The sequence below is a fragment of the Pontibacter toksunensis genome (assembly GCF_042686245.1).
In the GTDB taxonomy this organism is placed as follows: domain Bacteria; phylum Bacteroidota; class Bacteroidia; order Cytophagales; family Hymenobacteraceae; genus Pontibacter; species Pontibacter toksunensis.
In genome coordinates this window covers 116,323-143,227 of sequence record NZ_JBHUOX010000014.1, presented here as the reverse complement: position 1 = coordinate 143,227, position 26,905 = coordinate 116,323, and the positions used below count along the sequence as shown (strand labels likewise).

At 49.1% G+C, this 26,905-nt stretch carries 24 protein-coding genes; 14 read left to right on the top strand and 10 right to left on the bottom strand.

The window, feature by feature from the left end:
* Positions 1-116 precede the first annotated feature (116 nt).
* The 3 genes from ACFS7Z_RS17895 to ACFS7Z_RS17885 all read left to right on the top strand — a co-directional run bounded on the left by ACFS7Z_RS17895 (position 117) and on the right by ACFS7Z_RS17885 (position 2,459).
* The gene (locus ACFS7Z_RS17895) at positions 117-605 is read left to right on the top strand and encodes a hypothetical protein (RefSeq protein WP_377487480.1); all 489 of its coding nucleotides are present in this window, start codon (positions 117-119) and stop codon (positions 603-605) included.
* A gap of 239 nt (positions 606-844) precedes the next feature.
* The gene (locus tag ACFS7Z_RS17890; protein ID WP_377487478.1) at positions 845-1,933 is read left to right on the top strand and encodes a DUF3616 domain-containing protein; all 1,089 of its coding nucleotides are present in this window, start codon (positions 845-847) and stop codon (positions 1,931-1,933) included.
* An 82-nt stretch (positions 1,934-2,015) separates the two neighbouring features.
* Entirely contained in the window at positions 2,016-2,459 is a 444-nt protein-coding gene (locus tag ACFS7Z_RS17885) for a hypothetical protein (protein WP_377487476.1), read from the top strand.
* Between the two features lie 82 nt (positions 2,460-2,541).
* Here ACFS7Z_RS17885 and ACFS7Z_RS17880 read toward each other — a convergent pair whose 3' ends face one another.
* The 5 genes from ACFS7Z_RS17880 to ACFS7Z_RS17860 all read right to left on the bottom strand — a co-directional run bounded on the left by ACFS7Z_RS17880 (position 2,542) and on the right by ACFS7Z_RS17860 (position 7,463).
* On the bottom strand, positions 2,542-2,826 hold the full coding sequence (locus tag ACFS7Z_RS17880) for a hypothetical protein (protein ID WP_377487474.1): 285 nt from the start codon (positions 2,824-2,826) through the stop codon (positions 2,542-2,544).
* Positions 2,827-2,910: 84 nt separating this feature from the next.
* A complete protein-coding gene (locus ACFS7Z_RS17875) occupies positions 2,911-4,437 on the bottom strand; it encodes a hypothetical protein (protein ID WP_377487472.1) in 1,527 nt (508 codons plus the stop codon).
* 101 nt (positions 4,438-4,538) lie between these two features.
* Positions 4,539-4,955 carry a hypothetical protein gene (locus ACFS7Z_RS17870; RefSeq protein WP_377487470.1) on the bottom strand — a complete coding sequence of 139 codons (417 nt, stop codon included), beginning with the start codon at positions 4,953-4,955 and terminating at the stop codon, positions 4,539-4,541.
* 215 nt (positions 4,956-5,170) lie between these two features.
* Positions 5,171-6,529, bottom strand: coding sequence for a lysophospholipid acyltransferase family protein (locus ACFS7Z_RS17865; protein ID WP_377487468.1), 1,359 nt, complete (start codon positions 6,527-6,529; stop codon positions 5,171-5,173).
* A gap of 7 nt (positions 6,530-6,536) precedes the next feature.
* Positions 6,537-7,463: a M28 family peptidase gene (locus tag ACFS7Z_RS17860; protein ID WP_377487466.1), complete on the bottom strand. Its 927-nt coding sequence runs from the start codon at positions 7,461-7,463 to the stop codon at positions 6,537-6,539.
* A 472-nt stretch (positions 7,464-7,935) separates the two neighbouring features.
* Between ACFS7Z_RS17860 and ACFS7Z_RS17855 the strand changes: the two genes are divergently transcribed.
* Positions 7,936-8,586, top strand: a complete 651-nt coding sequence (locus ACFS7Z_RS17855; protein ID WP_377487464.1) for a DsbA family protein — start codon at positions 7,936-7,938, stop codon at positions 8,584-8,586.
* 4 nt (positions 8,587-8,590) lie between these two features.
* On the opposite strand, the gene ACFS7Z_RS17850 is transcribed toward ACFS7Z_RS17855, so the two are convergent.
* Complete coding sequence (locus tag ACFS7Z_RS17850) at positions 8,591-8,992, bottom strand: hypothetical protein (RefSeq protein ID WP_377487462.1); 402 nt, start codon at positions 8,990-8,992, stop codon at positions 8,591-8,593.
* A 233-nt stretch (positions 8,993-9,225) separates the two neighbouring features.
* Positions 9,226-9,444: a hypothetical protein gene (locus ACFS7Z_RS17845; RefSeq protein WP_377487460.1), complete on the bottom strand. Its 219-nt coding sequence runs from the start codon at positions 9,442-9,444 to the stop codon at positions 9,226-9,228.
* Between the two features lie 110 nt (positions 9,445-9,554).
* On the opposite strand from ACFS7Z_RS17845, the gene ACFS7Z_RS17840 reads away from it, so the two are divergent.
* From ACFS7Z_RS17840 to ACFS7Z_RS17815, 6 genes are all read left to right on the top strand, one after another.
* Positions 9,555-10,136: a CAP domain-containing protein gene (locus tag ACFS7Z_RS17840; RefSeq protein WP_377487458.1), complete on the top strand. Its 582-nt coding sequence runs from the start codon at positions 9,555-9,557 to the stop codon at positions 10,134-10,136.
* Positions 10,137-10,281: 145 nt separating this feature from the next.
* Positions 10,282-13,095, top strand: a complete 2,814-nt coding sequence (gene carB / locus ACFS7Z_RS17835) for a carbamoyl-phosphate synthase large subunit (protein WP_377487456.1) — start codon at positions 10,282-10,284, stop codon at positions 13,093-13,095.
* Between the two features lie 267 nt (positions 13,096-13,362).
* The gene (locus ACFS7Z_RS17830) at positions 13,363-14,283 is read left to right on the top strand and encodes a hypothetical protein (protein WP_377487454.1); all 921 of its coding nucleotides are present in this window, start codon (positions 13,363-13,365) and stop codon (positions 14,281-14,283) included.
* A 513-nt stretch (positions 14,284-14,796) separates the two neighbouring features.
* Positions 14,797-15,087: a DUF4834 family protein gene (locus ACFS7Z_RS17825; RefSeq protein ID WP_377487452.1), complete on the top strand. Its 291-nt coding sequence runs from the start codon at positions 14,797-14,799 to the stop codon at positions 15,085-15,087.
* A gap of 42 nt (positions 15,088-15,129) precedes the next feature.
* Positions 15,130-17,577: a YfhO family protein gene (locus tag ACFS7Z_RS17820; protein WP_377487450.1), complete on the top strand. Its 2,448-nt coding sequence runs from the start codon at positions 15,130-15,132 to the stop codon at positions 17,575-17,577.
* 155 nt (positions 17,578-17,732) lie between these two features.
* Positions 17,733-18,632 (top strand): 1-aminocyclopropane-1-carboxylate deaminase/D-cysteine desulfhydrase, encoded by a 900-nt coding sequence (locus ACFS7Z_RS17815; protein WP_377487448.1) that lies wholly within the window; start codon positions 17,733-17,735, stop codon positions 18,630-18,632.
* On the opposite strand, the gene ACFS7Z_RS17810 is transcribed toward ACFS7Z_RS17815, so the two are convergent.
* Positions 18,633-19,811 (bottom strand): hypothetical protein, encoded by a 1,179-nt coding sequence (locus tag ACFS7Z_RS17810; RefSeq protein WP_377487446.1) that lies wholly within the window; start codon positions 19,809-19,811, stop codon positions 18,633-18,635.
* Positions 19,812-19,876: 65 nt separating this feature from the next.
* Between ACFS7Z_RS17810 and ACFS7Z_RS17805 the strand changes: the two genes are divergently transcribed.
* Positions 19,877-20,512, top strand: coding sequence for a DUF4230 domain-containing protein (locus ACFS7Z_RS17805; protein ID WP_377487444.1), 636 nt, complete (start codon positions 19,877-19,879; stop codon positions 20,510-20,512).
* 207 nt (positions 20,513-20,719) lie between these two features.
* Here ACFS7Z_RS17805 and ACFS7Z_RS17800 read toward each other — a convergent pair whose 3' ends face one another.
* A complete protein-coding gene (locus ACFS7Z_RS17800) occupies positions 20,720-21,208 on the bottom strand; it encodes a regulatory protein RecX (RefSeq protein ID WP_377487442.1) in 489 nt (162 codons plus the stop codon).
* A gap of 217 nt (positions 21,209-21,425) precedes the next feature.
* Here ACFS7Z_RS17800 and ACFS7Z_RS17795 point away from each other — a divergent pair, with 217 nt between their 5' ends.
* The 3 genes from ACFS7Z_RS17795 to ACFS7Z_RS17785 all read left to right on the top strand — a co-directional run bounded on the left by ACFS7Z_RS17795 (position 21,426) and on the right by ACFS7Z_RS17785 (position 25,857).
* Positions 21,426-22,307: a DMT family transporter gene (locus ACFS7Z_RS17795; protein WP_377487440.1), complete on the top strand. Its 882-nt coding sequence runs from the start codon at positions 21,426-21,428 to the stop codon at positions 22,305-22,307.
* A gap of 307 nt (positions 22,308-22,614) precedes the next feature.
* Positions 22,615-25,218: a DUF5686 and carboxypeptidase regulatory-like domain-containing protein gene (locus ACFS7Z_RS17790; RefSeq protein WP_377487438.1), complete on the top strand. Its 2,604-nt coding sequence runs from the start codon at positions 22,615-22,617 to the stop codon at positions 25,216-25,218.
* 285 nt (positions 25,219-25,503) lie between these two features.
* Complete coding sequence (locus tag ACFS7Z_RS17785) at positions 25,504-25,857, top strand: hypothetical protein (RefSeq protein ID WP_377487436.1); 354 nt, start codon at positions 25,504-25,506, stop codon at positions 25,855-25,857.
* A 54-nt stretch (positions 25,858-25,911) separates the two neighbouring features.
* Here the strand turns inward: ACFS7Z_RS17785 and ACFS7Z_RS17780 are convergent, their stop codons facing one another.
* Complete coding sequence (locus ACFS7Z_RS17780; RefSeq protein ID WP_377487434.1) at positions 25,912-26,862, bottom strand: EamA family transporter; 951 nt, start codon at positions 26,860-26,862, stop codon at positions 25,912-25,914.
* Positions 26,863-26,905: the final 43 nt, after the last annotated feature.

Below are 26,905 nucleotides of genomic sequence, written 5' to 3'. Positions count from 1 at the left end.
ATGTAACTATATCTCCTTAATCCACGATAAACTAACTTAGGGCTTCGGGTAATTTTAACTGCAAAAGCAGTAAGAACCGGAGCTGACAATTGTACTTAATTAAACAAGATAAAACCATGGAAAACAACTTAGATAATAAATCAGCACAGAATAACCCTAATTCAGCAGCACAGGGAAGTACCAACTCCTCTACTAACAGTTCTTCTGCTAAAAGCAGTACTTCTGCACAGGGCAGCACAAACAGCAGCCAGTCTGCTCAGGGTAAGAGCAACCAGCAGGGTACATCAGGAAAAGACAGTATGAAGAACATACAGGACATGCTGCAGCAGTACTCTGGCCCAATTGCCAAGAAAATCAACAGCCTTACCACTACCCAGAAAATAGTAGGTGGCTCTTTGCTTGCACTCGGCGCAGGCTGGATTGCAATGGGCTCTTCAAACAAAAATAAACTTAAGAGCAAAGCAAGTGAGTTAACATCTTCTGCCAAGCAGAAAATAAGCTCAAAGAAGAGCGGAAGCACTTCTTCACACTCCAGCAACAACACAACTGGAAGTAGCAGCTCTTCCAGAACAGGAAGCTCTGCTGTTGATGCAAGAGTAAAATAAGCTTTTGCGCATCACGTTTAAAAACATAAAGCCAGGCACAACGCCTGGCTTTATGTTTTACTGGTACCTTCTATAGGGAGTATGGCTTAGGATTATTTATCAGGCACAATACCCGGCAGGTTGTCCGGGATACACTTCCTCTACCAGAATAACAGAATTGTTCAGGCCTGTTTCTTCACCTGTATCTATCTGAAAGCGTAGAAAGGCAGACACCTTTTCAATTCCACTAACACAGCACTATGAAAGAAGACATCATACTTCGTTTTGACCCGGAGCAAAGCCTGAACCCGGAGGGGAAGCATGTGCGCGACGGCTTGTCGACAGCACTCCGCACAGGTAGGAACCTCTGGCTGAGCTGCGATGAGCGCACGACCATTGAGCGCCTCACCCTCACCAGCGACGGCTCTTTTGCCGAGCATAAGTCTTTTGACCTGACAAACTACCTCGACCTGCCGGATGCAGACAACAGCGAGGTGGACATAGAAGGTATGGGCATGGCCGGTAACTACCTGTGGATTGTAGGCTCGCACAGCTTAAAGCGAAAAAAGCCCCGCAGCCACGACTCTGTAGAAGACCAGATGAAGCGCCTTGCTAAAGTCAAGAACGATCCGAACCGATACCTGCTGGCGCGTATTCCCTTTCTGCTGGATAAGGAATCAGGGGATTACGTGCCGCACAAAACTTGCGATGACCCGGATAACCCCGGGAAAAAGCTGCGGGCGGCGCAGCTTCACGGCAGCAGCACCAGCAGTATCCTGACAGATGTGCTGCAGGAAGACGAGCACATTGCACCTTTCATGCACATACCGGGCAAAGACAACGGCTTTGATGTGGAAGGGCTCACGATTAGCGGCAGGCGCATCTTTATAGGGCTGCGTGGCCCGGTGCTCAGAGGCTGGGCCATGATTCTGGAGATAGAGACAGAGGAAGACGAAAAGGGAATGCTCCACCTGAAGCAACTGACCAAGAAGCGGCCGTACAAAAAGCATTTCCTTCACCTGCGGGGCAAGGGCGTCCGGGAGCTGCGTGTCTGCGGCAACGATATCTACATTCTGGCTGGCCCCACTATGGACCTGGATGGCGTAATAGCCATTTACCGGTGGCCTGACGCGCTTCTGCAAGAGGGCGAGTGTATGGTGCACCACAAGGAACTGGAGCGCCTGGCAGAGGTGCCGCATGGCAGGGGGGAGCACTCTGGTAAAGATAAGGCAGAAGGGCTGGCGATTTTTGATGATCAGCACGTGCTGGTGGTTTTCGACAGCCCGACAGATGCCCGGAAGCCAGGAGATAATGCCGTTGTTGCCGATAAAATGAAAGTACTGAAATAAACTCATCTGAAACCTTGTGAGCAGCGGAAGACTATAACAGGTAAATCAGCTAAAGGAGAAATAAACTATACCGAAATAAAATATGAACAACATACTTAAATCTTTAGCAGGTAGCCTGGCAGGTGCCTGTATCGTAACGGCAGTACATGAAACACTAAGAAGGCAAGTGTCTGATGCTCCGCGCATGGATATATTAGGCATGCGCGCCATTTCTAAACTAATGCTGAAAGCAGATACAACGCCACCGCAGGACAAGGATGAACTGCATACCTGGGCACTGGCAGGCGACATTGTCTCTAATACTTTATATTATAGTCTGGCTGGCACAGGTAAAGATGCCTGGTGGCGTGGTACTATATTGGGTGTGGCTGCCGGAGCGGGAGCATTACTTTTGCCTGGTCCCTTGGGGCTTGGCGAAGAGCCTAGCAACAGAACAACTAAAACTCAGGTGATGGCCTTCAGTTATTACCTGTTGGGTGGCTTGTTGGCAGGTGCTATAGGGCATGCGCTTAGTGATGAGGAGTGATAAACAGTAAGCTTTATAAGCAGAAAAGGGAGGCCTATACAGGATCTCCCTTTTCTTTTGGAGTTGAATTTAGTTAAACTCCCTAGTTGCCGTTGTCTACTGATGGGGTAGTGGTGCGGGCTGTATCCATACCTATTGGAGCGTCGCTGTCGTCTGCCCCGGTGTTTTCGCCGGCACCATCATAGTCTCCTGTGCTTCCGTCACCATATTCTTCGGCTGCCTCACCGGAATTATTCATTCCGCTGCCTGCTTCGGCTTCTGTATTTGTTGTGTCCACACCTGTGGTGTTTTCACCTGAGCAACTGGTCAGGCCACCGCTCATCATAAGAATGGCTCCTGCCACTATAAAAGCATATGTTCGTTTCATGATTTTCAGTTTAAAATTGATTTTAAATATTCCTTCTCTTTACGAGGCAAAGAGAAAATTCGACTGTACACATTATCATCTTTGTTACTTCTCTGGTTCATTGGCACAAATGCAAAGTACCTCCCGCGTCGGCACGGCCACCTGGTAATCCGGTAGCGAAGGCTCCTTCATATATACTACCTGCAGTTGCTTGATGGGCTCAGCCGGATGGTCTTCGTTCCAGCGGCGCATCAGGTAGTTGCAGTAATAGGGCCGCATGTAAGCATTATTTACAAACAGGTAGTTTTCAGAGTACTTGCGCCAGCGGTCGTTCTTAAACAGCGATACCACAGAGGCCGGCTTCACATCATCCACCTCCTTCCCTTGCTGATTAAGGTCTATGGCTTTGCCTTTCGCCGTTTGCCCTTCCAGAATATACCAGCCGTCGTCCCGGAACACGATAGGCGCGAACATGCCCCAGTGCTGGTCCAGGCGCAGGAGGTAGCCAAACCACCTGCTGCTGTCCGGAATCTTTTGCAGGGGTAGGTGCGTCCCGCTCAGGTTCCACCAGATGCAATAGAGCAGCGTAACGGTAACAAAGCCATTACGCAACTGAGGCAGCAGGTGTGTGGGTAACAGGGGGCGGTGCATCTTCACCTCCACACTTAATAACCTTTGTTGGCGTAGCCTCCTAAAGACGTTCCTGAACTGCCCGGTGCCGGGCCTCCTGAACGAGGAAAGGAGTCGCCTGTCTATCCAATCCATGGCAGGAGGGGGTAGCAAGCCCGCTACTGAGGCAATGTTAATGAGGTAAAACAAGCCTACAAAAAGTGTCAGGCTAATGCCGATATGGAAGCCTACCAGCACACCCACCACCACTAACCTGAAGAAGGTTGTGTAGACCGGGATAAGGAGCAGGAAAGGCAATATCAACTCGGTATAGTAAGCAGCAAGCGTTAGCACACGCAGCAGTTCCGGGTAAGGGTAAATGATTCTGCCCAGGGGCATCAGAATCTGGTCGAGGCTGAGAGCATAGTATAAAGCTGTGCCGTCAGTGTGCCACTCCGGGGAGTTCTTAAGTAAGGCGGTGCTTACATAAACCAGACCCACCTGCACAATATAAGCCACTGTGGCAGGGCTAAAGTAGCTTGTGTCGGAGGGTGTGGTGGAAAGCTGCTGACTTTGCTTTGTAGCATCATAGGAGTAGAATCTGCCCCACGGCAGGAAGATACCCCAGAACAAAAGCATCCGCAGTAAGTCGTCTCCTCCCTGCCCAATCACGAGGTTCCGGTTTTGAAGCGATAACAGCAGCAGCCAGCTGGCGATGCTGGCCAACCTTGTTTTGTAGCCCAGCAGCAGGCAAAAAGCAAAAACAGCCGCTATGCCAAACAGCACCGCCTGAAACTGCCATAGTCCGCTTAGGGTATGGAAGGAGAAAAAATGCGGCAGCCAGAGGTGCTGGTGCAGCACATGCAATGGCAACACGCCCATGTTGGAATAATGCGCCTCCAGGTCTGTTGCCCTAATGGCCAGATCAAGCAAGATGATACCAGCCAGCCAAATCCGCATGATAGCCAGCGCCCGCAGGTCTACCGTGAAAACCTTGCGGAAGTATGTCTCAAGGTACTTCATCCGTGGATACGCTAAGGGTATTGTGAAAGCAAAAAGGCAAAGACCAAGTGGTTTTTGCCTTTTTGCTTTATAATAAATTAAACATTACATGTTCCATACTACTACATTGTAGTGGTACCTGTAGTGGTACCAGTAGTAGTACCAGTTGTCGTACCTGTAGTTGTACCAGTTGTCGTACCTGTAGTCATTCCGGTTGTTGTGCCCGTTGTTGTAGTACCAGTTGTGGTTCCTGTTGTTGTACCAGTTGTAGTTCCAGTCGTGGTTCCTGTGGTTGTACCAGTTGTGGTACCAGTCGTAGTACCTGTAGTCATTCCGGTAGTTGTACCATCAGTTGTAGTACCGGTAGTAGTTCCAGTGGTTGTACCATCAGTGGTTGTACCGGTAGTAGTGGTACCATAATCATCAGTAGTGGTATCTATACCCTCTGCATCTGTGGTTGTATCAGCAGTTGAGCAACCATATAACATGCCCGCTATCACGAACATGGATGCACATGAATTTAAAAACGTCTTTTTCATAACCTGGTTTGTTTGTTCAAAATGTTAAATTAAATTATTGAACTTAGCTTAGGCTTTTACGCTCTGTGAAAATTACCAGGCAAGATTATGTGCAATAAATTAATGCTTATTAAGGGATGGTAGTTATTTATAAGGCAGACAGCCTTAAAATAAGGTCAAAAATAAATTAGCGATATTTAATATTCAGTACAATTTTACGGCTGATTAGCTGATGTTCATAAAGAGGTGTTCAGCTGCTCCAGATACTCCTGTTTAGCCGCCTCCAACTCTGCCACAATCTCCTGCCGCTGTTGCCTTAGGTCTGCCATCAGGTCCTGCCGCTTCGCGAAAAGCCGTAGAAACAGCCAGTGCTCCTGCGTGTGCTGCAAGGTACTCCAGTAGTGCAGGGTGAAAAATCCGCTCAGGGGCAAGCTCAGGAAATACAGGAGCAACCACGGCAACGACAGGTTAAACAGGTCCTGCATCAGCCAGCATTCCAGCAGGTAAAAGTGCGGGAACGTGAATATACCTACTGTCAGCATGATGGGCGCGTACCATTCTTCCTCTTTTGTCACAGCCCTGGCAACCTTAGATGGAATAATGTACGGCAGGTAATTATGCAATAAGCCATAGAGGTAAACCGGTAAGCCTGCCACCAGGTAGAGCAGGTTCAGGAGGCTTTGCCGTATGATGGTTTTGCTTCGCTTCCCCATTACGGCATCCCGCAGGCGCAGGCGCTTTAGCTGCATCATATAGGAGTTCAGTTTCTGCTTCAGCGCCACCACCCGTGCAGGCGCTACTTGGCTGAAGTACTCAATGCTTTTCACGATGGCCTTGGTGAGCAGGAAATCCTGTTCGTGCGAAGGTACATCGGGAGGGGCTGCTGCTGCCAGGTGATCTTTGTATATTGTTTCTACCTGCCGTGCCAGCTCGTCTTCCTCATCAGTAGGAGTATGGATAATGAGGCTCTCTAATCGCAGTCTGATATCCTCTGTCAGGGCCAGTACAGCCGTCTGTCCGTCCTGTTGGTAGGTGGTGGCATAGTCAGCCACCGTAATCGGCTCCCCGATATTCACAAACACATCGCTTCGGAAGCGGGTGGGAGCAGCGTAATTTATGCCAACCGGTAGAATCTTTATACCCAGACTATAATCAGCGTCGGCTTCAGCGCCCAGTGCAATACGGGCTGTACCGGTCTTTAACTTGCGTAGTCGCCGTTGGTTAAAGCTGTTGCCTTCCGGGAAAATGAGCAGCGTCTTCTTTTGTTGCAGCGCCTTAAAGCTGGCGGCAAAGGCTTCGTCATTGCTGACTGCCTGGTCCGGGTTATCTTCGCGGCGGTGAATCGGAATCAGGTGCATCTGGCGCAGCATCCAGTTCTGAAAACCGGAACCGAACACTGTACTCTTGGCAATAAAGTGCACCGGCTGGTTTAGCAGCGAGGCCGTCACTATCGGGTCCATAAAGGTGTTGGGATGGTTGGATACCACCAGCAGCGGCCCCTCGTCGGGCATCAGGGAGCGGTTGCGTGCCTCAAACCTGCGGAAAAATACCTGCAGGCCGGTTTTATAGATCAGCTTTAGAATAGCGTAGAGCATGGCAGCATCAATTGGAAAGGGCTAACACCGTTTGGTAAACACCCGCTATTACCTGGGCCATACGCGCTATATCCAGTGTGGCAAGCGTATCTGTTTTCTTGTGATAATTGTTATTGCGGTAAAAAGAGGTGTCCGTAATCATAAGGGCATTGTAGCCAAAGTGCCAGTAGTTTAAATGGTCAGAAAAATCAACCCCAGGCACGGAAGCAGGCGCTTTCAGAGATTTAACCGGCAGGGCAGCCTTCCTCTTGAAGTTGCGCAGGAACCTGTCGCCGAAGTCACCGTTGCCGAACCGCTGCACCACTGAAATGAAGTTGGCCCGGGTGCCATACTTCAGCTTCATAGGGGCTAGTGGGTAGCGCTGCGAGTTTTCTGCATCAGAGAAATACCCAATCATCTCCAGCGACACCATGCCTAGTACATCTGTCTGCGCTTTTTTCAGCGACTGGGCATGTATGTAGCTCCCCATGTTTTCTGTCCGGAAGTACGGTGGTTCTTCCAGGGTATAGGCTACAAAATCGACCCGGAAGGGAAGTTTATGCTGCTGCAGCAGCCTTGCAAGTTCCAGCAAACCTGCCACGCCACTGGCATTGTCGTCTGCTCCCTGCTGGTCGCCATACACGTCATAATGCGCTCCTATTACTAGCACAGGTGCTGTTTTGGGTCCTGTGGAGAGTATGATATTGCGGTAATCGTTTCCATCTACCTTATACACCTGCTCCGTTACCTGCCCCTGCAGTGCGGAAAATTCAGTTTTTATATAATCTGCCACCTGGTTTAGAGCACTCAGGTTCCGGTAATTCCGTGCTTCGGGTGTGGAGGTGATAGCCTTTAAATGCCTTTTCAACTGCAGCGTGTCTGCCGCTACTGGTACAGTGGCGAAAGAAAGGTTTGCAAAAGGCAGAAAACACAAAAGTAGAAAGAGCTTTCTCATGAGGCATAAACGCTGCATATAGCAAGAGCAATATAGTTATTTCCCCGGTTAATGCCTGCCCAAAAGCGGAGCCCTTGTGCTGCTGCTGGTAGCTGTTCCGCGGACAAAGTATAGCGGGAAGCAGCAGGGTATAAAGATCAGGACCAATATTGTATTAAGCGGACAGAGCCCTGGATGCTGCTGTTCTGAAGGAAATGCCCAGACAGGAAAGAAGAGTGTACGTATCTGTGGTTTACCACCTTTTCGTCAGACCTCAAAGCGAATTCTGTTAACACAGGCACGATTGGTGAGGCACTTACTATTTTATTTGTTAGCATTCCGGGAGAGTACTGGTCACAGGAGCGGAATATTTCTTCTCTGAGAATAGCGGCTACCCATAGTCTTATCACACAAAAGAATCATTTCGTAAACTATAGCAGAAGACAACCTGCAGCAGGTCTGGCAGGTTTATCAATAGTAAAACAACACAGCAATGATGAAGTCAACACTCATATACATTCAGGACGCCCTGTGCGGCTGGTGCTATGGCATGAGCCCTGTTATGCAGCAGCTTTACAAGGAGCACAAGCAAGACTATAATTTTGTGGTGCTGAGCGGTGGCATGATACGGGGCAGCAATGTGAAGCCCATCAGCGGCATGGCCGACTATATCCGGCAGGCATCCCGGCAACTGGAGCAGGTAACAGGTGTAAAGCAGACACAGGCATACCATGAGCAAATCCTAGACAGGGGTACCTATGTCTCTGATTCGGAACCACCAGCCATTGCCCTGCTCATACTAAAGGAGAAATTCCCGGAGAAGCAAATACCGCTGGCTGCGGCCATTCAAAACCTGCACTTTGTGGAAGGGAAAGACCTGAACGAGGTAGAAACCTATCTGCCGGTGGTAAGGCAGTTCAAAGCCAGTGAGGAGGAGTTCAAAAAGAAATTTTCAGATAAAGACTATGCGGACCTGGCCAGGCAGGAGTTTGAATTGGTAGAGAAATGGGGCATCCGCGGGTTTCCGGCGGTAGTTGTGGAAACAGGTGAGAAACTATACATGGTGGCGCAGGGGTACCAGCCTTACGACCAATTGACAAAGACACTGGAGCGGATACAGCAGGAAGCTGCCGCATCAAAATAGCCGCTTAAGCCTCTACTGAAAGCAGCCACTCATAGGCGGAGGTCAGGTCTTCGAACACCTGCGCCTCAAAAGGAAGCGGGTACTGCTTGCTGTTCAGGAAATGGATCAGTTGCTCTGCAGCTACTTCGTCGAAAGAGTTAATGGCGGCAAAACGTATGAGAGGGAGCTGGCAGAATTCAGGAAGAAAGTCCCTGGCAGTCCATTGGATGTCTTCCATAGGAAGTGGCGGGAGCAGGCGCCTGTCCGAAATGGCGAATGGAATTTTAAGTTCCCGGATGTAATGAGAGGTCATGGTAACAGCTTCGCGGTACTGCTGGCTGCTACACCCGCCGTACCACTGGCTTACCAAAACATGGTGTGCCGCATAATATTCTAAATGTATATACTCAGAGTCGAACAAGACCATAACCAGCGGCATTTACAGGTATTTACATATACTAATATTAGTAATAACTATCTTAATAACAAACACTTTCACTTATTTTAAGTGCCACTTTAAAAAGAAAAAGTCTGGTTTTGGTTGGCTGCTGCTCAAAGCGGCAAGGTAATAGTGCTGTACCTGCAAAAAAACCAGAAGCCCCGGCTACAGGGTTCTTCTGTAGCCGGGGCTTCTGGTTTAATGTATAATCTAGAGATAAGTTACTTCGTGCGAAGTGTATTCGCGTTACTCCCGTCCAGCTTTCGGGTGTCCTCTTCCAGCCTGGCGGCTGCATTGCCTCCTTCCTCCTTGCCTTCGAAGCCTCTCTCGGTTATATCTGTTTCTTCTTTCTTCGTGCCCGTAAGTGGTTCGGGGTTCTCGTCTGGCAGGCGCTTGCTCTCGTCTGCATTCGTGATGATATCTTCTTCTTTTGGTGCCATGGCTGAAATACGTATGGTTATAGAGTAGTTTACGCATACCAGCCAGTTTGTTTGCGGCCACTCAATTTATGCATGATTTCAGCGTTAAGAGAGGTGTAAAAGAAAGAGGTATGATGTTGATGAAGTATGTGCTGTTGTGGCTGGCCTTTCTGTTGTCGCCCATGCAGCGGGAGGATGATAAACTGCAGACTGCCGCAAAGGCAAATTTTGAAGAATTAAATGCCGTGCGGCAAAACCCGAAGCTGTATGCCCAAAAGTATAAGCTAGCTGCGCTAACTAAAATAGCGCCGCGTGCGCCCTTTGTCTGGGACGAGACACTGGCAAAGCTGGCCAAAAAGAAAGCAGAGGACATGGCAAAGCACAACTACTTCGGCCACGTTGATAAAAAAGGCAAAGGTATGAATTACTACCTGTGGCAAGCCAGTTATCCGCTGCCGTCATACTATTCCAAAGATGCCCGCGACAACAACGTAGAGTCTATTGCCGCAAACACAGAGGACCCGCTGGTGTTTGTCCGGCAACTGATTGAGGACCAGGGTGTGCCTTCCCTAGGCCACCGGAAGCATTTGCTCAGCCTGAACGAAGAAAGTACGCCTGCCACGCACATCGGTATTGGCATTGCCTACAACCCCAATTCAAAGTATAAATACTACTGCAGCATCCTGATTGCGCCAAGAGTAGAAAACCAGTAAGACTTAAATAATTTTTGAAGCTTAAAAGTGCCGGTGCAGTAAAAAAGAGCCATAAAGTTTAACTGATTTTTAATCAGCGCTATTTTTACTTTGCCTCATTTAACTTTTAGCCTTAACTTTGGGCAATTTATACATACCAATCCAAATGCCTAAAGACACCAGTATTAAATCCGTTCTTATTATTGGTTCTGGTCCCATCATTATCGGCCAGGCCTGTGAATTCGATTACGCCGGCTCCCAGGCCGCCCGCTCGCTTCGCGAGGAGGGTATAGAAGTGATACTCATCAACTCCAACCCGGCCACGATAATGACGGACCCGGTAATGGCGGACCATGTGTACCTCAAGCCGCTGGAAAAGAAGTATATCGTTGAAATTTTAGAAAAACATAAAATTGATGCGGTGCTGCCAACCATGGGCGGCCAGACAGCATTAAACCTCGCCATCGACTGCGACAAAGCCGGTGTCTGGAAAAAGTATGGTGTCCGCATTATCGGTGTAGACATCAAAGCCATCGAGACGACAGAAGACCGTGAGCAGTTCCGCCTGAAAATGATTGAGCTGGGTGTGAATGTATGTAGAGGCGAAACGGCTACGTCATTCCTGGAAGGCAAAGAGATAGCGCAGGACATAGGCTTTCCGCTCGTTATCCGTCCGTCGTTTACACTGGGCGGCTACGGCGGCGGCTTTGTGCATACGCCGGAGGAGTTCGACGCTGCCCTGACTCGTGGTTTGCACGCTTCCCCTACACACGAGGTGCTGGTGGAGCAAAGCATACTGGGCTGGAAAGAGTATGAGCTGGAGCTGCTGCGCGATAACATCGGCAACGTCATCATCATCTGCTCCATCGAGAACTTCGACCCGATGGGCGTGCATACCGGTGATTCCATCACCGTGGCCCCGGCCATGACACTGCCCGACACGGTGTACCAGCAAATGCGCGACTTGGCTATTAAAATGATGAACGGCATCGGACAGTTTGCAGGAGGCTGTAATGTTCAGTTCTCCGTGAACCCGGAAGACGATACTATCATCGCCATCGAAATCAACCCGCGCGTTTCCCGCTCTTCTGCCCTTGCTTCTAAAGCCACTGGTTACCCAATTGCCAAGGTTGCCGCAAAACTGGCGATTGGCTATAACCTGGATGAGCTGAAAAACGCCATCACCAAAACAACATCCGCTTATTTTGAGCCGGCGCTGGACTACGTGATTGTGAAGATACCCCGCTGGAACTTCGATAAGTTTCCGGGTGTAAACCGTACGCTGGGGCTGCAGATGAAATCTGTGGGTGAAGTGATGGGCATAGGTCGTACCTTCCAGGAGGCGCTGCAGAAGGCCTGCCAGAGCCTGGAGATTAAGCGCAACGGTATTGGTGCCGACGGCAAAGAGAAAACCAGTTATGATGAGCTGATAGACAGCCTGAAAAACCCGAGCTGGAACCGCCTGTTCAGCATTAAAGATGCGATGCGCATTGGTATCCCGACCAGCACGATTCAGAAACTCACGAAGATAGACCCGTGGTTCCTGGCGCAGATCGAGGAGCTGGACCAGATGGAGAGGGAAATCCTGAAGTATAACCTGGCTAACATCCCGGCCGGACTGATGCGAGAAGCGAAGGTGAAAGGGTATGCTGACCGCCAGATTGCGCACCTGCTGCGCTGCAAGGAAAGCGAAGTACACACGGCACGCACCGAGATGGGCATCAAGCGTGTGTTTAAGATGGTGGATACCTGCGCCGCAGAGTTCGAAGCCAACACGCCTTACTACTACAGTACCTTCGACGGGGAGAATGAGAGCATCGTAACAGACAGGAAGAAAGTAGTGGTGCTGGGCTCTGGCCCGAACCGAATCGGGCAGGGCATTGAGTTTGACTACAGCTGTGTGCATGGGGTGCTGGCGGCAAGGGAGTGCGGCTACGAAACCATCATGATCAACTGTAACCCGGAAACTGTAAGTACAGATTTTGATATTTCTGATAAGCTATACTTCGAGCCGGTGTTCTGGGAGCATATCTACGACATCATTCTGCACGAAAAACCGGAAGGTGTGATTGTGCAGTTAGGTGGACAGACAGCTTTGAAACTGGCAGAAAAACTGGACCGCTATGGCATCAAAATCTTCGGAACCAGCTACCAGGCCCTGGATTTGGCAGAAGATCGCGGTTCCTTCTCCAGGCTGCTCCGCGACCTGGCTATTCCATACCCGCCATTTGCGGTGATTGAGACGGCTGAGGAGGCACTGGAGCTGAGCAAGGAGCTGAAGTTTCCGCTGCTGGTGCGCCCAAGCTACGTGCTGGGTGGCCAGAACATGAAAATTGTGATAAACAACAAGGAACTGGAAGCCCACGTAATCGACCTGCTGAAAGACCATCCGGGCAATAAGGTGCTGCTGGACCACTTCCTTGATAATGCCATTGAAGCAGAGGCTGATGCTATCTGCGACGGGCAGGATGTGCACATCTGCGGTATCATGGAGCACATTGAGCCGGCTGGTATCCACTCCGGCGACTCATACGCGGTGCTGCCTCCTTTTGACCTGAGCGAGCACGTGCTCAACCAGATTGAAGAGTATACCAAGAAGATTGCGGTGGCACTGCAAACGGTAGGGGTTATCAACATCCAGTTCGCTATCAAGAACGAGACAGTGTACATCATTGAGGCTAACCCACGTGCGTCACGTACCTTCCCGTTCATTGCAAAGGCATACCGGGAGCCATACATCAACTACGCCACCAAGATTATGCTGGGCGAGAAGAAAGTGAAGGACTTCGAGTTCAACCCTTACAAGCACGGGTATGCTATCAAGGTACCGGTGTTCTCTTACAACAAGTTCCCGGAAGTAAATAAAGAGCTTGGACCGGAGATGAAGTCTACTGGTGAGGCCATTTACTTTATCGATAACCTGGAGGACGACTACTTCACGCAGGTGTATTCAGAGAGAAACCTTTACTTAAGTAGATAATCAGTAGAGAATTTATCAGGCAAAGCCTCCTCAGCAATGGGGAGGCTTTTTTGTTGCCTCTGGTTCAGCGTTAATATTTTTTTCTTTCTGATAATGAGTTGTATAGCTTGCAGAATATATTTCTTATTCTGTAGATTTACACCGTAGTAGAACGCTGGACAGGAAGACGGCGCTAAGGTTTCAGCTTCCCATACTGATACCTGTGTAGGCCTTTTTCCGATCCGCACTCTTTCACAGTCTTTTGCCACACATTCTCAAACCTAAGGTATGCGTCCTTCTGTAGCTTTCAGGTATAAAGCAATGTCTTTTGTGCTGCTCTGTTTTATTATGAGCTGTACAGCACCACGCGCTGTTATAAACTCTGGTAAAGTAACGGCACCGGGTAAGTTTAAAGTTGGTGTAAACTTCGGCGGCAACATTGCCACAGAACCACTCGGGCAGCTGGACGATATTACCAAAGCAGCAGTAGATGCCATCGCCAAGAAAGACACCGTTTTTTATGATAACGAGGTGGAGACTGCCACCAGAGCCATGCTGGCTTACGCGCTGGACCCGGTGGGGCCTACCTTTGACCTGTACCTGCGCTACGGTTTGGTGGAGCGTGTAGATGTGGGGTACAAGTATGCCTCGGGCGTGCATGTGTTTGATGCCATGTTCCAGTTCATGGGCTCAACGGGCACACCTGCTAATCCGGGTGGTGACGGGAGGTGGTATGGCAGCACGGGGCTGCAATACGCAGGGCAAAGCTCTGATTGGGTAGATAAGCTGTTCCTGGGTAAGCTGCAGCCGGTGCTGCAGTTTACAGCTAAAAGGAAGGATGTTACAGTGCCGCTCATCTTCAGCAAGTCTTTTGGCGTGGAAGAGGAGATAGGAAGTATTGCTTTCGGAGCTGTTTACAACCACACCTTTATTGAGTATGGCTTTGAGCCGAGCAGGTTGTTTAAGAAGTACGGCGGTGAAAGCCTGGAACTGGATGCCTTAACGAACAAGAACAGCTTTTCATCCTACGGTATCTTTGTCAATGCCAAACTAGGCTATAAAGGAATCTATCTGCTGCCAGCCCTCACGATGTATTACCAGAACTATGGCAGCTATGAACTCCTCAACGCCAAAGCCTACAGCTTCTCCGGCATGACGTTTATCCCATCCATCGGACTACAGGTAAACTTCGGAAAAGGAAGAAAGTAGGCGATGTTCCCTACGCCTCTACGACACAACTTTCCATACCCTCTACTCTACAGTTTTTTCCAGCACGGAGTGAAACTGATTCCAGTCTTTGGGTTGAGCGCCTTGTAAATGTTGCGGTGCCGAACGGAGTGAGGCAGCCCGAGCAGCGCGAGGGCAGCTTCAGTTACACAGCGCGATGCCCAAAGACGAGGCCCCTCGGCCTGGAGAGCACAGAGCAATGACTATAGAACAGTAGGTCTGATGCCGCTGGATAAACAGTAACTACGGCAGCTTAGGCGCAAATGACTTAAACATCATTGGAAAGTTAGGTAGATCCAATTACCAGCTATTGAAGCAAGGCTAGCGAAAGAACTACACAGGGAACTAACCCATTCAGAAAGGCATTTCAAGGTATACTTCCTATCTTTGCGGAACATCCGCCAAAAAGGCATACAACAAAGTTTTGGCAGAGGAGTTGTAAGTAGATATGGGTACTGTTTTTGCAGTATGTACCTTACCTAAGAGAGCTTTATCATGATCAAATTCATATTCACCACACTACTCATCATTTTCTTCATCCGCATGGTCGCACCCTTGTTGTTCAGGTGGCTTATCGGGATGTTCATAAAGAAGAAAGTGCGTAACGGCACGTTCTTTTACTCGAACATGCACCAGCAGCAACGCCAGCAACAGGGGCCACACAGCAACGGAAGCCACCAGAACGGCAGGGCTAAGGGCAACGTGAAAATCGACTATATTCCGGAGCAACCGGAGCGCAAGGATTTCAATGGCGGGGAATACGTCGATTATGAAGAAGTAAAATAAAACTGTTATCTTTCAACCTCTATTCTGAGGTTTTTGAAAGATATGACAACTACTTCCTTCGATTTTAAGCGGGATGCATTACCCCACATCATCGCTGTTCTTATTTTCCTGATTTTAACGGCCGTATACTTCTCACCCGTTCTATTTCAAGATAAAGGCCTGGCGCAGCACGACATCCAGCAGTTCCAGGGTGGTGCCAGAGAAATACAGCAATACCGTGAGACTACCGGCGAAGAGGCGCTCTGGACAAACTCCATGTTCAGCGGTATGCCGGCTTACCTGATAAACACCCGCTTCTCAGGTGACTGGTCAGGATACATACACTCTGTTTTGACATTCAACCTGCCGGCCCTGGCAGGTAATATTTTTGCAACGCTGATTTGCGCGTACATTCTACTCGTAGCCATGGGTATGAGCTCGTGGCTGGCCATCGTAGGCGCTATCGCTTTCTCCCTCACCTCCTACAACATTATCATTTTAGAGGCTGGTCACAATACAAAGTCGCTGACCATTGCCTACATCCCGATGGTGCTGGCCGGCCTGATTTACGCGCTGCGCCGCAACCTCTGGATTGGCGCTGCGCTGTTTGCTGTGGGCCTTACCATGAACCTGCACTTCAACCACCTGCAGATGACCTATTACATGCTGCTGCTGATAATAGTCTTTGCCGTAGTGGAAATCATTTACGCTATCAAACACGGTACTTTTGCAGAACTCCTGAAGCGTGGATTGGTACTGGCTGTAGCGGCTATACTGGCTGTAGGAGTAAATTTCGGTAGGCTGTACACCACTGCAGAATACAGCCAGCATAGCATACGGGGCAAGTCTGAACTGACGCAGCCAAACAGCGGCGAACGCGTGGGCAGTGGTCTGGACAGGGAATATGCCTTCAACTGGAGCTACGGCATAAGCGAAACTATGACCCTGCTTATCCCAGACTTTTTTGGTGGCAGCACCACCGCACCATTAGAGACAGATTCAGAAACGTACCAGGCCTTTACCCGAATGGGGGTGCCGCCGGTGCAGGCAGAGCAGATTGTGAAGCAAGGCCTTCCGATGTACTGGGGTCCTCAGCCGATGACCAGCGGACCAGTGTATGTAGGCGCTATCGTTTGCTTCCTGTTTGTGCTGGGTATCTTTATTGTAGATAAACGCTGGGTCAGCTGGCTGGTAGCGGGAACGCTGCTTTCCTTTATGCTGGCGTGGGGCAAGAACTTCGTAGCCTTTAACTACTTCATGTTCGATTATTTCCCGGGTTACAATAAGTTTAGAGCGGTTTCTTCGGCCCTGGTCATAGCGCAGATTACCATGCCTTTTCTGGCAGTGCTAGCCCTCTGGAAACTCATCAATGAAAGGGGCCGCATTGAGAGCCTTGATAAGAAACTTCTTATTTCGGGAGGCATAACAGCTGGCATCTGTTTGCTCGTGTGGCTTTTTGCCGGGACAGCAAGCTTTGTGGGTGGTTCTGATCAGCAACTGATACAGGCGCAGTTCCCTATTGATGCGATTCGTGCCGACCGTGAAAGTATGATGCGCAGCGATGCTTTCCGCTCGTTCGTGTTTATTGTCTTAGCTGCTGGCTTACTGTACTTATATCTTAAGAACAAGCTTTCTGCTACAGTAGCCATTGCCGGATTAGGTTTACTGATTTTGGTGGACCTGTGGGCGGTGGACAAGCGCTACCTGAACAACAACGATTTTCAACAGGATGTGGTGGCAAATTACTTTCAGCCAACCCAGGTTGATCAGATGATCATGCAGGACAAAGACTTAAGCTACCGTGTCATCAACCTGCCAAACCCCTTCAACGAAGCGCGCACCTCATACTTCCATAAATCCATTGGTGGTTACCATGGCGCAAAGCTCCGCCGTTACCAGGATGTCATCGACCGCCATATTTCAAAGAACAACCTCGAGGTATATCGCATGCTGAACACGCGCTATGCCATCACAGGCGATCCAAAGCAGCCGGCACAACTCGTTCCGGGAGTGCTGGGCAATGCCTGGTTTGTAAAGGAAGTGAAGCCGGTGCAGTCGCCGGACGAAGAGCTGGATGCCCTTACGATGTTTGATGCAGGCGAAACCGCCGTGGTAGACGTAACTAAATTCCCAATCGAGAAACAGAACTTCACGGCTGAGAATGCAAGTATTAAGTTGGTGGAGTATCAGCCAAACTATCTGAAGTATACGTACCAGGCAGCGGAAGAAGGATTAGTCGTATTTTCTGAGATTTATTACGCCGATGGCTGGCAGGCATACCTGGACGGTGAGCCAGTAGACCACATCCGGGCGAACTACATTCTGCGCGCCATGCAGGTACCAGCCGGAGAGCATACCATCGAGTTCAGGTTTGCTCCGAAGGCTTATTACTTAGGCAATACTGTCTCTCTGGTGTCTTCTATCCTGTTGCTGCTGGTAATTGTGGGAGCCATTGTCTACGCTGTAAAAAAGAAGCCCACAAAAGAAGTACCCGTTGTAGAGAAAGTATAAGTGAGTTAGAGAGTTTGGGAGTTATAAATGAAGAGAAGGAACAACTATAATTTGTCTATGGAGACAAATTATAGTTGTTCTTCTTGTATCCTGTAAATCCTGATTCAGACAATACATAAGAGCCTCAGCTAGAGCTGGGTCTTCTTTATGAAGCCATGGATACACCACTGCAACAACTACAGGATCCACTGCTGCAAGAACACCAGGTAGAGCTATGGATAAAGCGGGAGGACCTGCTGCATCCGGAGATATCAGGGAATAAATGGCGTAAGCTGAAGTATAATCTGCAGCAGGCAAAACGCTTGCAGCATCACACGCTGCTGACCTTCGGCGGTGCCTACTCCAACCACATCGCAGCCACAGCGGCTGCGGGTAAAACTTTTGGCTTTAAAACAATCGGCATTATACGGGGAGAAGAGCACCTGCCGCTTAACCCTACCCTCCGGTTCGCCACCTCCTGTAGTATGCAGTTGCAGTACGTGTCCCGCGAAAAGTACCGGAAAAAAGATGATGCGGCTTTTCTACAGGAATTGTCGGAGCAGTATAGTCAGCCTTTTGTATTACCGGAAGGCGGCACCAACAGCCTGGCAGTAAAAGGCTGCACCGAAATTGTACAGGATATCGCCATTGACTATGACTACGTATGCTGCGCCTCCGGAACAGGAGGCACAGTGGCAGGCATCGTTGCTGGTCTGGCAGGAGAGAAGCAGGTGCTGGCTTTTCCGGCGTTAAGGGGTGGTGATTTTTTACAGGAAGACATACAGCAACTGGTCTACACCTACTGCGGCCATACTTATCACAACTGGCGCCTCATTGCTGACTACCACTTTGGCGGCTATGCAAAGGTAAAGCCGGAACTGCTGGCTTTTATGCAGGCGTTCCACAAGCAGCATCATATTCCACTGGAGCCGGTTTACACCGGTAAAATGCTCTATGGCCTCTTTGAGTTAATACGAAAAGGGTACTTCCCCAAAGGCAGCCGTATTGTTGCTATTCATACCGGTGGCCTGCAAGGCAACGCAGGCTTTAAGGAGCGGCTAGGGGTGGAGGTGTAGCTAGTTGTTGCGCCTGGTCTTCCACTTTTCTATTTGCCAGCTGATGCCTGTGGCGCCAAAGGCAAAAACAACAAACACCACGCTCATTAGAAAGCGGCCGGTTTCATTTTCGCTTGTAATGGTGGTGATGAATGCCTGCTGTACTACTAGCAGCACCCCAAACACCCGGACAGCAAGCGGAACATATTCTTTCAAAAGTGCTTTAGCGCCAAAGAAGTACATCGGGTACAGAAGCAGCGCAATCATCGTGTTATGAAACACTGAAAAGAACGGCTTCACATTCCCCCAGAACAGCAGGAAGCGCAAAGCAGACATCCTGAAAAAGTAGGAGGTGTTGTCGCGCACAAACAGGTAGAGTTTTGTAAGAGGCGACGCGTCTGCCGGAGGCATAACAATGGGTTTATCTGAATGTACGAGCAGACCTTTGTACAGGTAAATCACTTCTCCTTTCTCATAGGTTTCTACTACCGTAAAAGACTGCAGCAGGTACTGGTCCACTACAAGGATGGCGGCAAGCGGTACAATAACCACTGCTGCTATTAGCAACCGTTGTGCCTTTTTTGAAGGAGCCATCTGGTATGCTAGCGTAATCAGGTAGCCAGCGTAGGCCACTACTGCGATAAAGCCGTTCGGTCTAACCAGCGCCACATAGAGCAAGACCGGAACTGCCCAAAGTGACTGCCTCACGTAACCTGCCTTCACAATGAGGTAAAACGCATACATCAAAAGGCTAACATACAACGATTCTGTCATAATAAAGGCGTGAAACAGCTGCAGGTCATACCATATAATCAATATAAATGTGGCAAGGGCAGGAGCGAGCGAATTACCAGCCAGCAGCTTCGTGGTGCGGTAAAAGAAAACGGTGGCAATACCAGAGAGCAATGTCTGCACAATAATGACTCCTTTCAGGCCCAAGCCTAGCTTAAACAGAAGAGCAAGAAACAGTGGGTATCCCAGGTACTTCATATAGTAGTTGTTGGCGAAGTAAAACTCATCTGCAATACCTTGGGCATACTTCAGGTACTCCCAGGAATCGTCGGTAGTGCGGACGCCATACTTAAAGAAAAGAAGTGTATGCAGCACTGTCCAGAGAATGATGAATGCCACCTGTATCCTCTTTTCAGATGCTGCGCTTAGCTGCGGGTGGGGCAGCAAAGCCTGTAACTTATTAGGCATGATTTGTGTTAAAATAGCGTAAAAGTAATATAAATCCACGCGCATCTAAACACTTATTCCACCACATGCCCCTGCTCCGCCTCCTGTTTAAGCTTATCCCCTGGATTCTCATCATTTTGGCTGGTATCTTTTTCTGGCGCATCTTCGGAAGCTTCTTTAATAAAGATGAGAAGGAGAAGGTGCCGGAGGTGGTAGTGAACTTTAACACAGTGCTGACATCGGTTGAAGACATGGGCCGTATGGAGCTGGTACGCTACAATTTCAAGGATGTGGTGGAGTATGAGAAAACCGTCTCCCGCTTTATTCCAAACTCCAAACTAGTACTAATTGTGTCTGGTGAGGCCGTGGGCTGTGTGGACTTTGCCAAAATTACGCAGGCGGACATTCAGTTTCAGGGAGACACACTCGTGCAGGTGGCTTTGCCTGCTCCCGAAATCTGCTATTATAAAGTAGATCACAGCAAGTCCAAAGTATTCAGCAAAGAAAATACTTATTTCCAGGATGCAGAACTGGTGGAGGAGGGATACAAGTATGCCGAGCAGAATGTAAAGAAGGCTGCCCTAAACTCGGGTATTCTGCGGCAGACAACGGAAAATGCTGAAAAAATACTTAAACCCATGTTGGAGGAAATCACGGGCCGACGCGTGGTGCTGGTCCCACAACGCAGAATCCAGAACCTGCAGCTTCCACCTAAAAGGTAAAAGCAACACAAGTATCAAGTATGACGTAGCACGATTTCAATCATACAAACTTCACACGAGGGTAGCTCAAAGAAGTAGGAGAAGGTCGCAAATCAACCTCTTATCTATTTTAGGAGAGGAGGTGCCGGGAAGCCAAACTCCCTCTCCTGTTTTTAGGAGAGGGCTGGGGTGAGGTAATACCAGCGCCAAGGAATTCACTAAACTTGCCTAACCCTCTAACTCCAGTCGCTTTAATGCATCCTGCACCAGGTCATTTTCATAGCCTTTGCTCATGAGAAAGCAACTCAACTTTTGGCGGCGCGCGAAGGGGTTCTTTTCTTTCTCGGTGGCGTTCTTCTTCTCCAGCAGACCCAGCAGGTTTTCCTCGTATACCTCAGGGTCTATTTCTTTCATGCCCTGTTTGATGCAGTAATCAGAAATGCCTTTGCTCTTCAGTCCCTGTGCGATCTTGCGACGGCCCCATTTTTTCAAGCCATACTTGCCGCGCACATAACTTTGCGCGTACCGCTCTTCGTCAATCAGCTTCTCCTGGCTTAGGCGTATAATCAAATCTTCTACGTCATCCGGCTCTAGCCCGTAGGAGTAGAGTTTTGTTCGAACCTCCTGCTGTGTACGTTCCTGGTAGGCACAATAGGCTGCCGCTTTTATCAAAGCTTCTTTCGGTGTATAGTTCTTTTGTTGCTTCTGTCGCTCCAAGTCTGTTGTGGGTTGTTTATTCAAATATAAACAAACTGCTGCAGTGCATGGTTCTGAGGCAGGCAAGTAAAATAAGAGAGTTCTAGATGTTGGATAGCACAACCTCTGCATTCAGCTGTACAAGTATCAGGAATACGATTCTTTGAACAGCAACCAGCGCGCAACAATTAGTAATCGACACTCAAAACACAGACCTTTGTAGTGGAAATTGTTTAAGATGAAGTTATCAAAGGGAGTTATATACATGCTGCTGTCTACGTTCTTTTTTGCGCTGATGCAGGTGTGTGTAAAGTGGGTGCCGCATATTCCGGCGGAGGAGATTATTGTCTTTAGGTCGCTTATTTCCCTTGCTATCAGCCTGGTATTTCTGCGGCGGGCTGGTGTAAGTGTTTGGGGCAATAACAGAAAGTGGCTCTTTGCACGTGGTGCCTTTGGGGCGGTGGCGCTTATCCTTTTCTTTAATGTGCTGCAGAACATACCCCTCGCTACGGCCGCAACATTACAGTACCTGGCGCCAATTTTCACGGCCGTACTGGGTGTTTTTGTGGTGAAAGAGCGGGTGAGGCTCTGGCAGTGGGTATTCTTCCTAGTGTCATTCTCGGGGGTGCTGGTAATAGAGGGCGTGGAAACGAGTATAGATACCTTATACCTGTGGCTGGGCGTATTGAGTGCTGTGTTTACAGGAGTGGCTTATACCATCGTGCGGAAGCTAAACGTGAACGAACATCCGCTGGTCATCATCTTTTACTTTCCGCTGGTTACTTTACCAGTAGTAGGGGTTTATACGCTGTTTAACTGGGTGCAGCCGGAGGGCTGGGACTGGGCGATGCTCCTGCTGGTAGGGTTATTCACACAGTTAGGACAGTACTACATGACTCTTTCTTACCAGCACGAGGAGATTTCCAAAGTGGCTAACCTGACCTATATTGGAATTATCTACGCCCTCTTCTTCGGGTTTGTGTTCTTCGGAGAACTGCTCAATATCTGGACCTATGCAGGAATGGGACTGGTGCTGTTGGGCGTGCTGCTGAATGTGCAGTACAAAAGAAGGCTTACAAAGCAGGAGGCCTTGGTGAAGGTAGGCAAGCCTTTGGAATAGAATAAGTTGTACTATAAAAGCGCGTTGGGAAGAATCATATTTGCTTAGTTTTTGCGTTAGAGGAGCAGAGTCCAGAAATGCTATAACTCAGAAAGGAAGCTTGAACTTCTAAATCGGTTGAAAGGATACCAAAACTTTCCCATAAGGACAGAGAGCAACTTCAGCTACTAAGTTTCATCAATATCCTGGCTCTTTATGTTGTAAATTTTGAGTTGTCAGTTTTTTGAATAATATTCTTATCTAATTCAGAATCCTTTGTTATATAGCTTTGTCCACCTGCTTAGCTAAAGCGTCATAACCTTTGCACATGCGTCACTATTACCTGCTCTTCCTGTTGTTCCTGCTGCCACTTTTTTCTATGGCTGGTGTGATCCGCGGTCGTGTTACCGATGAAGAAGGAAAGGGCTTGCCGTTTGCGAGCATCTACATTAAAGAAGCAGCCAGTGGCACCGCATCCAACGACGAAGGCTACTACCAGTTGCAACTCAGCCCCGGCACGTATACTTTTGAGTTTAAGTATGTGGGTTACCGTGCCAAACTGGAGACGGTAACGATTGGGGAAGGAACGCAGGAACTTAACGTGCAGCTACAGCCGGAGGTGTTGAACCTAAAGGAAGTTATAGTGCGTGCTGCCGACGAAGACCCTGCTTACGCCATCATGCGCAATGCTATAAAGCTGGGCCGGTATCATCAGAAGGAGGCAAAGGCCTGGAGCGCCCGCGTGTACATGAAAGGCGTGTATCGGCTCGACAAAGTGCCGCCAAAGGTCTTGGGTATAAAAGTAGTGGATGTGGATACGGGTATTGTGTACCTGTCGGAGTCGGTGTCGGAGCTGAGCTTTAAGCGGTCAAATAAAGTAAATGAGCGCATTATTTCGAGCAAGGTAAGCGGACAGAAGAAAGGCTTCAGCTTTAACCAGGCCTCAGAGATGAACATCAGCTTCTACGATAACCTGCTGAAGGTGGAGGGACTAAGTGAGCGGGGCTTTGTGTCGCCGCTGGCTAACAATGCACTCTTCTACTACCGCTTCGAATACCTCGGAACGTTCCAGGAAAACGGCCGCACCATCAACAAGATAAAAGTCATCCCTCGCCGCAAAAACGACCCGGTTTTTTCAGGCAATATCTACATCGTGGATGGCAGCTGGCGCATCCACAGCACCGACCTCAAACTGACGAAAGACGCAGGTATAGACTTCGTGGACTGGATACGGGTGCGGCAGGTATATGCGCCGGTGGCGGAGCAAATCTGGCTGCCGGTGTCACAGCGCTTCAGCTTTGAGGCGGCAGGTCTGGGCTTCAAGGGCGGTGGCTATGCCATGGCAGTATACTCAAAGTACAGGGTGCAGCCAGCCTATGCAAGACCTCCTAAACTGGAGGAAGTAGCGCCGGAGCCAGCTACTACGGAAGAGGAACTTGCCGTAGCGCAAGCCAGACCTGCGAAGAAGCCGAAGATAAAACTGATAGAGCCGGAGGAGATAGCACCTGAAGCGCAGCAGCCTATACATGATGAGAAGTTGTTCAGTAAGGAAATTCTGGTAGTAGAAAAAGAAGCCAATGACCGTGATTCGGCCTATTGGGCAGAGATAAGGCCGGTGCCGCTGACGCAGGAGGAGGTAACAGATTACCAGAAAAAGGACAGCCTGGAAGTAATAAAGAAGTCAAAGCCCTACCAGGATTCTCTTGACCGGGTACGGAATAAACCTTCCTTTGGCAGCTTCTTTATCCGGGGCTACACTTATTCCAATACCTATCAGAAGAAGTTCTACAATTTTAATCCCCTAGTAAGTATAACCGGCGGACCCAGTATTTTGCAGTACAACACAGTGGAGGGTGTAGTGGCCGATATACAGATGGAATACACGAAACGATTCGAAGACCGCACCCGCTATGAAATTGCCCCAGCTGTCCGGTATGGCTTCTCGAACGAGAAACTGAATGCGAAACTGCGGCTAACCTATAACTATAACCCGATTGACAACAGCACGGTGTCTGTGGAGGGTGGCCGCTATGTAGAGCAAATCAGCAGTGTGAACCCTATTTCGCCCTTCGTCAACACCATTTACACCTTAGCGGCCGAGCGAAATTACATGAAGCTGTACCAGCGCGATTTTGGCCGCATCAGTTATCGTGGCGAACCATGGAATGGCGTGTTCTTGAATGGATGGATGGACTATGCGCACCGTATGCCGCTGCAGAATACCACAGACTTCAGCTTCCGGAAAGGCATGGACGACGTCACGAGCCGCTTTACCTCTAATGTGCCTGTTAATGCCGAACTGGCAGATGCCTCCTTCTCTCCGCACGAAGCACTTACGCTCAGCCTAACTGTTAGTGTGCAGCCAGGGCAGAAGTACATCACACGTCCGGATAACAAAATTAACCTGGGCTCAAAATACCCCACGTTCTCTCTTGGCTTCCGCACAGGTATAAATGCCCTGGGTAGTGATGTGAATTTTAGCACTGCCGCCCTGCGCATCAGCGACGATGTGAGCATGGGCCTGCTTGGCCTCAGCAAGTACAGTGTAATGGGAGGCACTTTCTGGAACAAGCAGGAGATGTACCTGATGGACTACAAGCACTTTAACGGCAACCGAACCTTGTTTGCCGGCGTGTACGAAGGGTTCCAGCTTCTGGACTATTACCGCTACAGCACCAATAACCGCTACCTGGAAGCGCATTATGAGCACCATTTCAACGGCTTCCTGTTCAACAAAATACCACTGTTCCGTAAGCTGAAATGGCAGGAGGTCGTAAGCGTGAACTACCTGAACACAAAGGAGTCGCGGAATTACCTGGAGTTGGGCCTCGGCATCGAGCACATCTTTAAAGTGCTCCGGGTCGATTTTGTGACTTCGTTTCAGGAGGGTAATAGGGCCAGAACCGGTATTATGTTTGGCTTTGGGTTTTAGAGAATTGGGTTTCTGAACGGCTGGAGTATAAATCACAGGTTGTTGAGCACCAGTCGTTGCCTCTCTTTACCCTTGTACTGTTGGTCTTTAGTTTTCATGAACTATTGAAGGGAAGTATAAGCGAACAGTAAAATATGTCCCTCTCCCTTAATTCTGAAGGGAGGCTTGCATCCACAGGAGGAGCAGGGTAGTTTAGCCCGAGTACCATTCTATTAGAAACTCCTTCCTACAACCTATTAGCGCTGTGGCCGTTAAAATCAGTACAATAACTAATTGAAAACGGACATGAAAACAATATCAAATATATTTAAAACAGGGGTGGCAGTGGCTTTTGCGGCTGTTATAGGATTTGGCTGTAACGGAGAAAGGCCAGCATCTAATCCCACAGACGATACCAGTACCTCCGCGGCAATTGTAGAAATGTCGGATGCAGAGCACCTGAATGAGCCGCGACCATCTACCATAGGCGATAGCGCTGTAACAGGCGAGCAGGCTGACCAGTTTGGTGACATGCGCTCTAACGTGGATACAGCGGCACGCCGTCTGCATCAACAGAACATGGAAAGGCAGCTAAAGGAAAATCCAAACCAGCGCCCAATTCCAACTACGCCTGAAAACCGTACAATCGACGGACAATAGTATAAGATAATTCTTTAAGAGAAGCCCCACCAGTTGCAACTGGTGGGGCTTCTCTTATTTTGTAACTGCTGTAGTGCCTACTGGCGGAATAACCAGGCCATTGCCCCGCTTCTTGCGTCCTTTTATGTTGAGGTTGTAGATTATCACAGAAATAAAAATCAGCAGGTAAGCCAGCAGCTTTGTTGGCGTCGTTTGCTCGTTAAAATAAAGGAACGCCATCACAAAATTAATAATGGGATTGATGTACATCAGGATGCCGATAGTGCCGGAGGTCAGTTCTTTCAGCGCAAAAAGATTCAGGAAAAGCGGCAGAACGGTAAAGGCAATACTCAGAATGGCAATATTCAGGAAGAAGTGGCCATTTAGAGCCACGGTGCTTTCACCCTTGAAATAAGTATAGAATGGTGCGAGAAGTGCAAAAGAGAGCAGCAACTGCAGCGTTAACAGCACAATTTTATCGTAGTTCTTGAGGAGGCGCTGCGTGATAAGATAGAAGGCGTAGCTCAGCGCGATAAGCAAACTAAACAGCAGACTGGACAACTCACCGGTGCCTACCAGCACACAGCTCAGGGCGCTGAGGCCAATAGCCAGCCACTGGTTTGCCCGCAGTTCCTCTTTCAGCAGTATAAAACCGAGCACTGCCGTTAGGATAGGACAAAGCAGGTAAGAGAAGGAGCCTGTCTGTATATTGATGTGGTTGATAACGTAGATAAAAGCCAGCCAGTTAACGGTGAGCAGTGCACCACCAAGGAAAGTATACAGCATAAACAGCCGCTTCTCGCGGGGCACTGCGTTTTTTACCTGCGCCAGTGTTTGCTGTACCTTCCTGCGCCGGAACAGGAGCGAGATAAGCAGCAGCAACACAATGGAAAAGGCCACACGGAAATGCAGGATCTGTCCGCTGGGGTATGCTGACAGTGCCTTGAGCGGAAAAGGGATAAATCCCCAGATGACAAAAGCTGCAATGCCTGCTGTGTAATATGGTTTGGTAGTAGTGGTTTCCACGGGTAATATTTAAAGCGCGCAAAATTACGTATTTGCTGCTTCT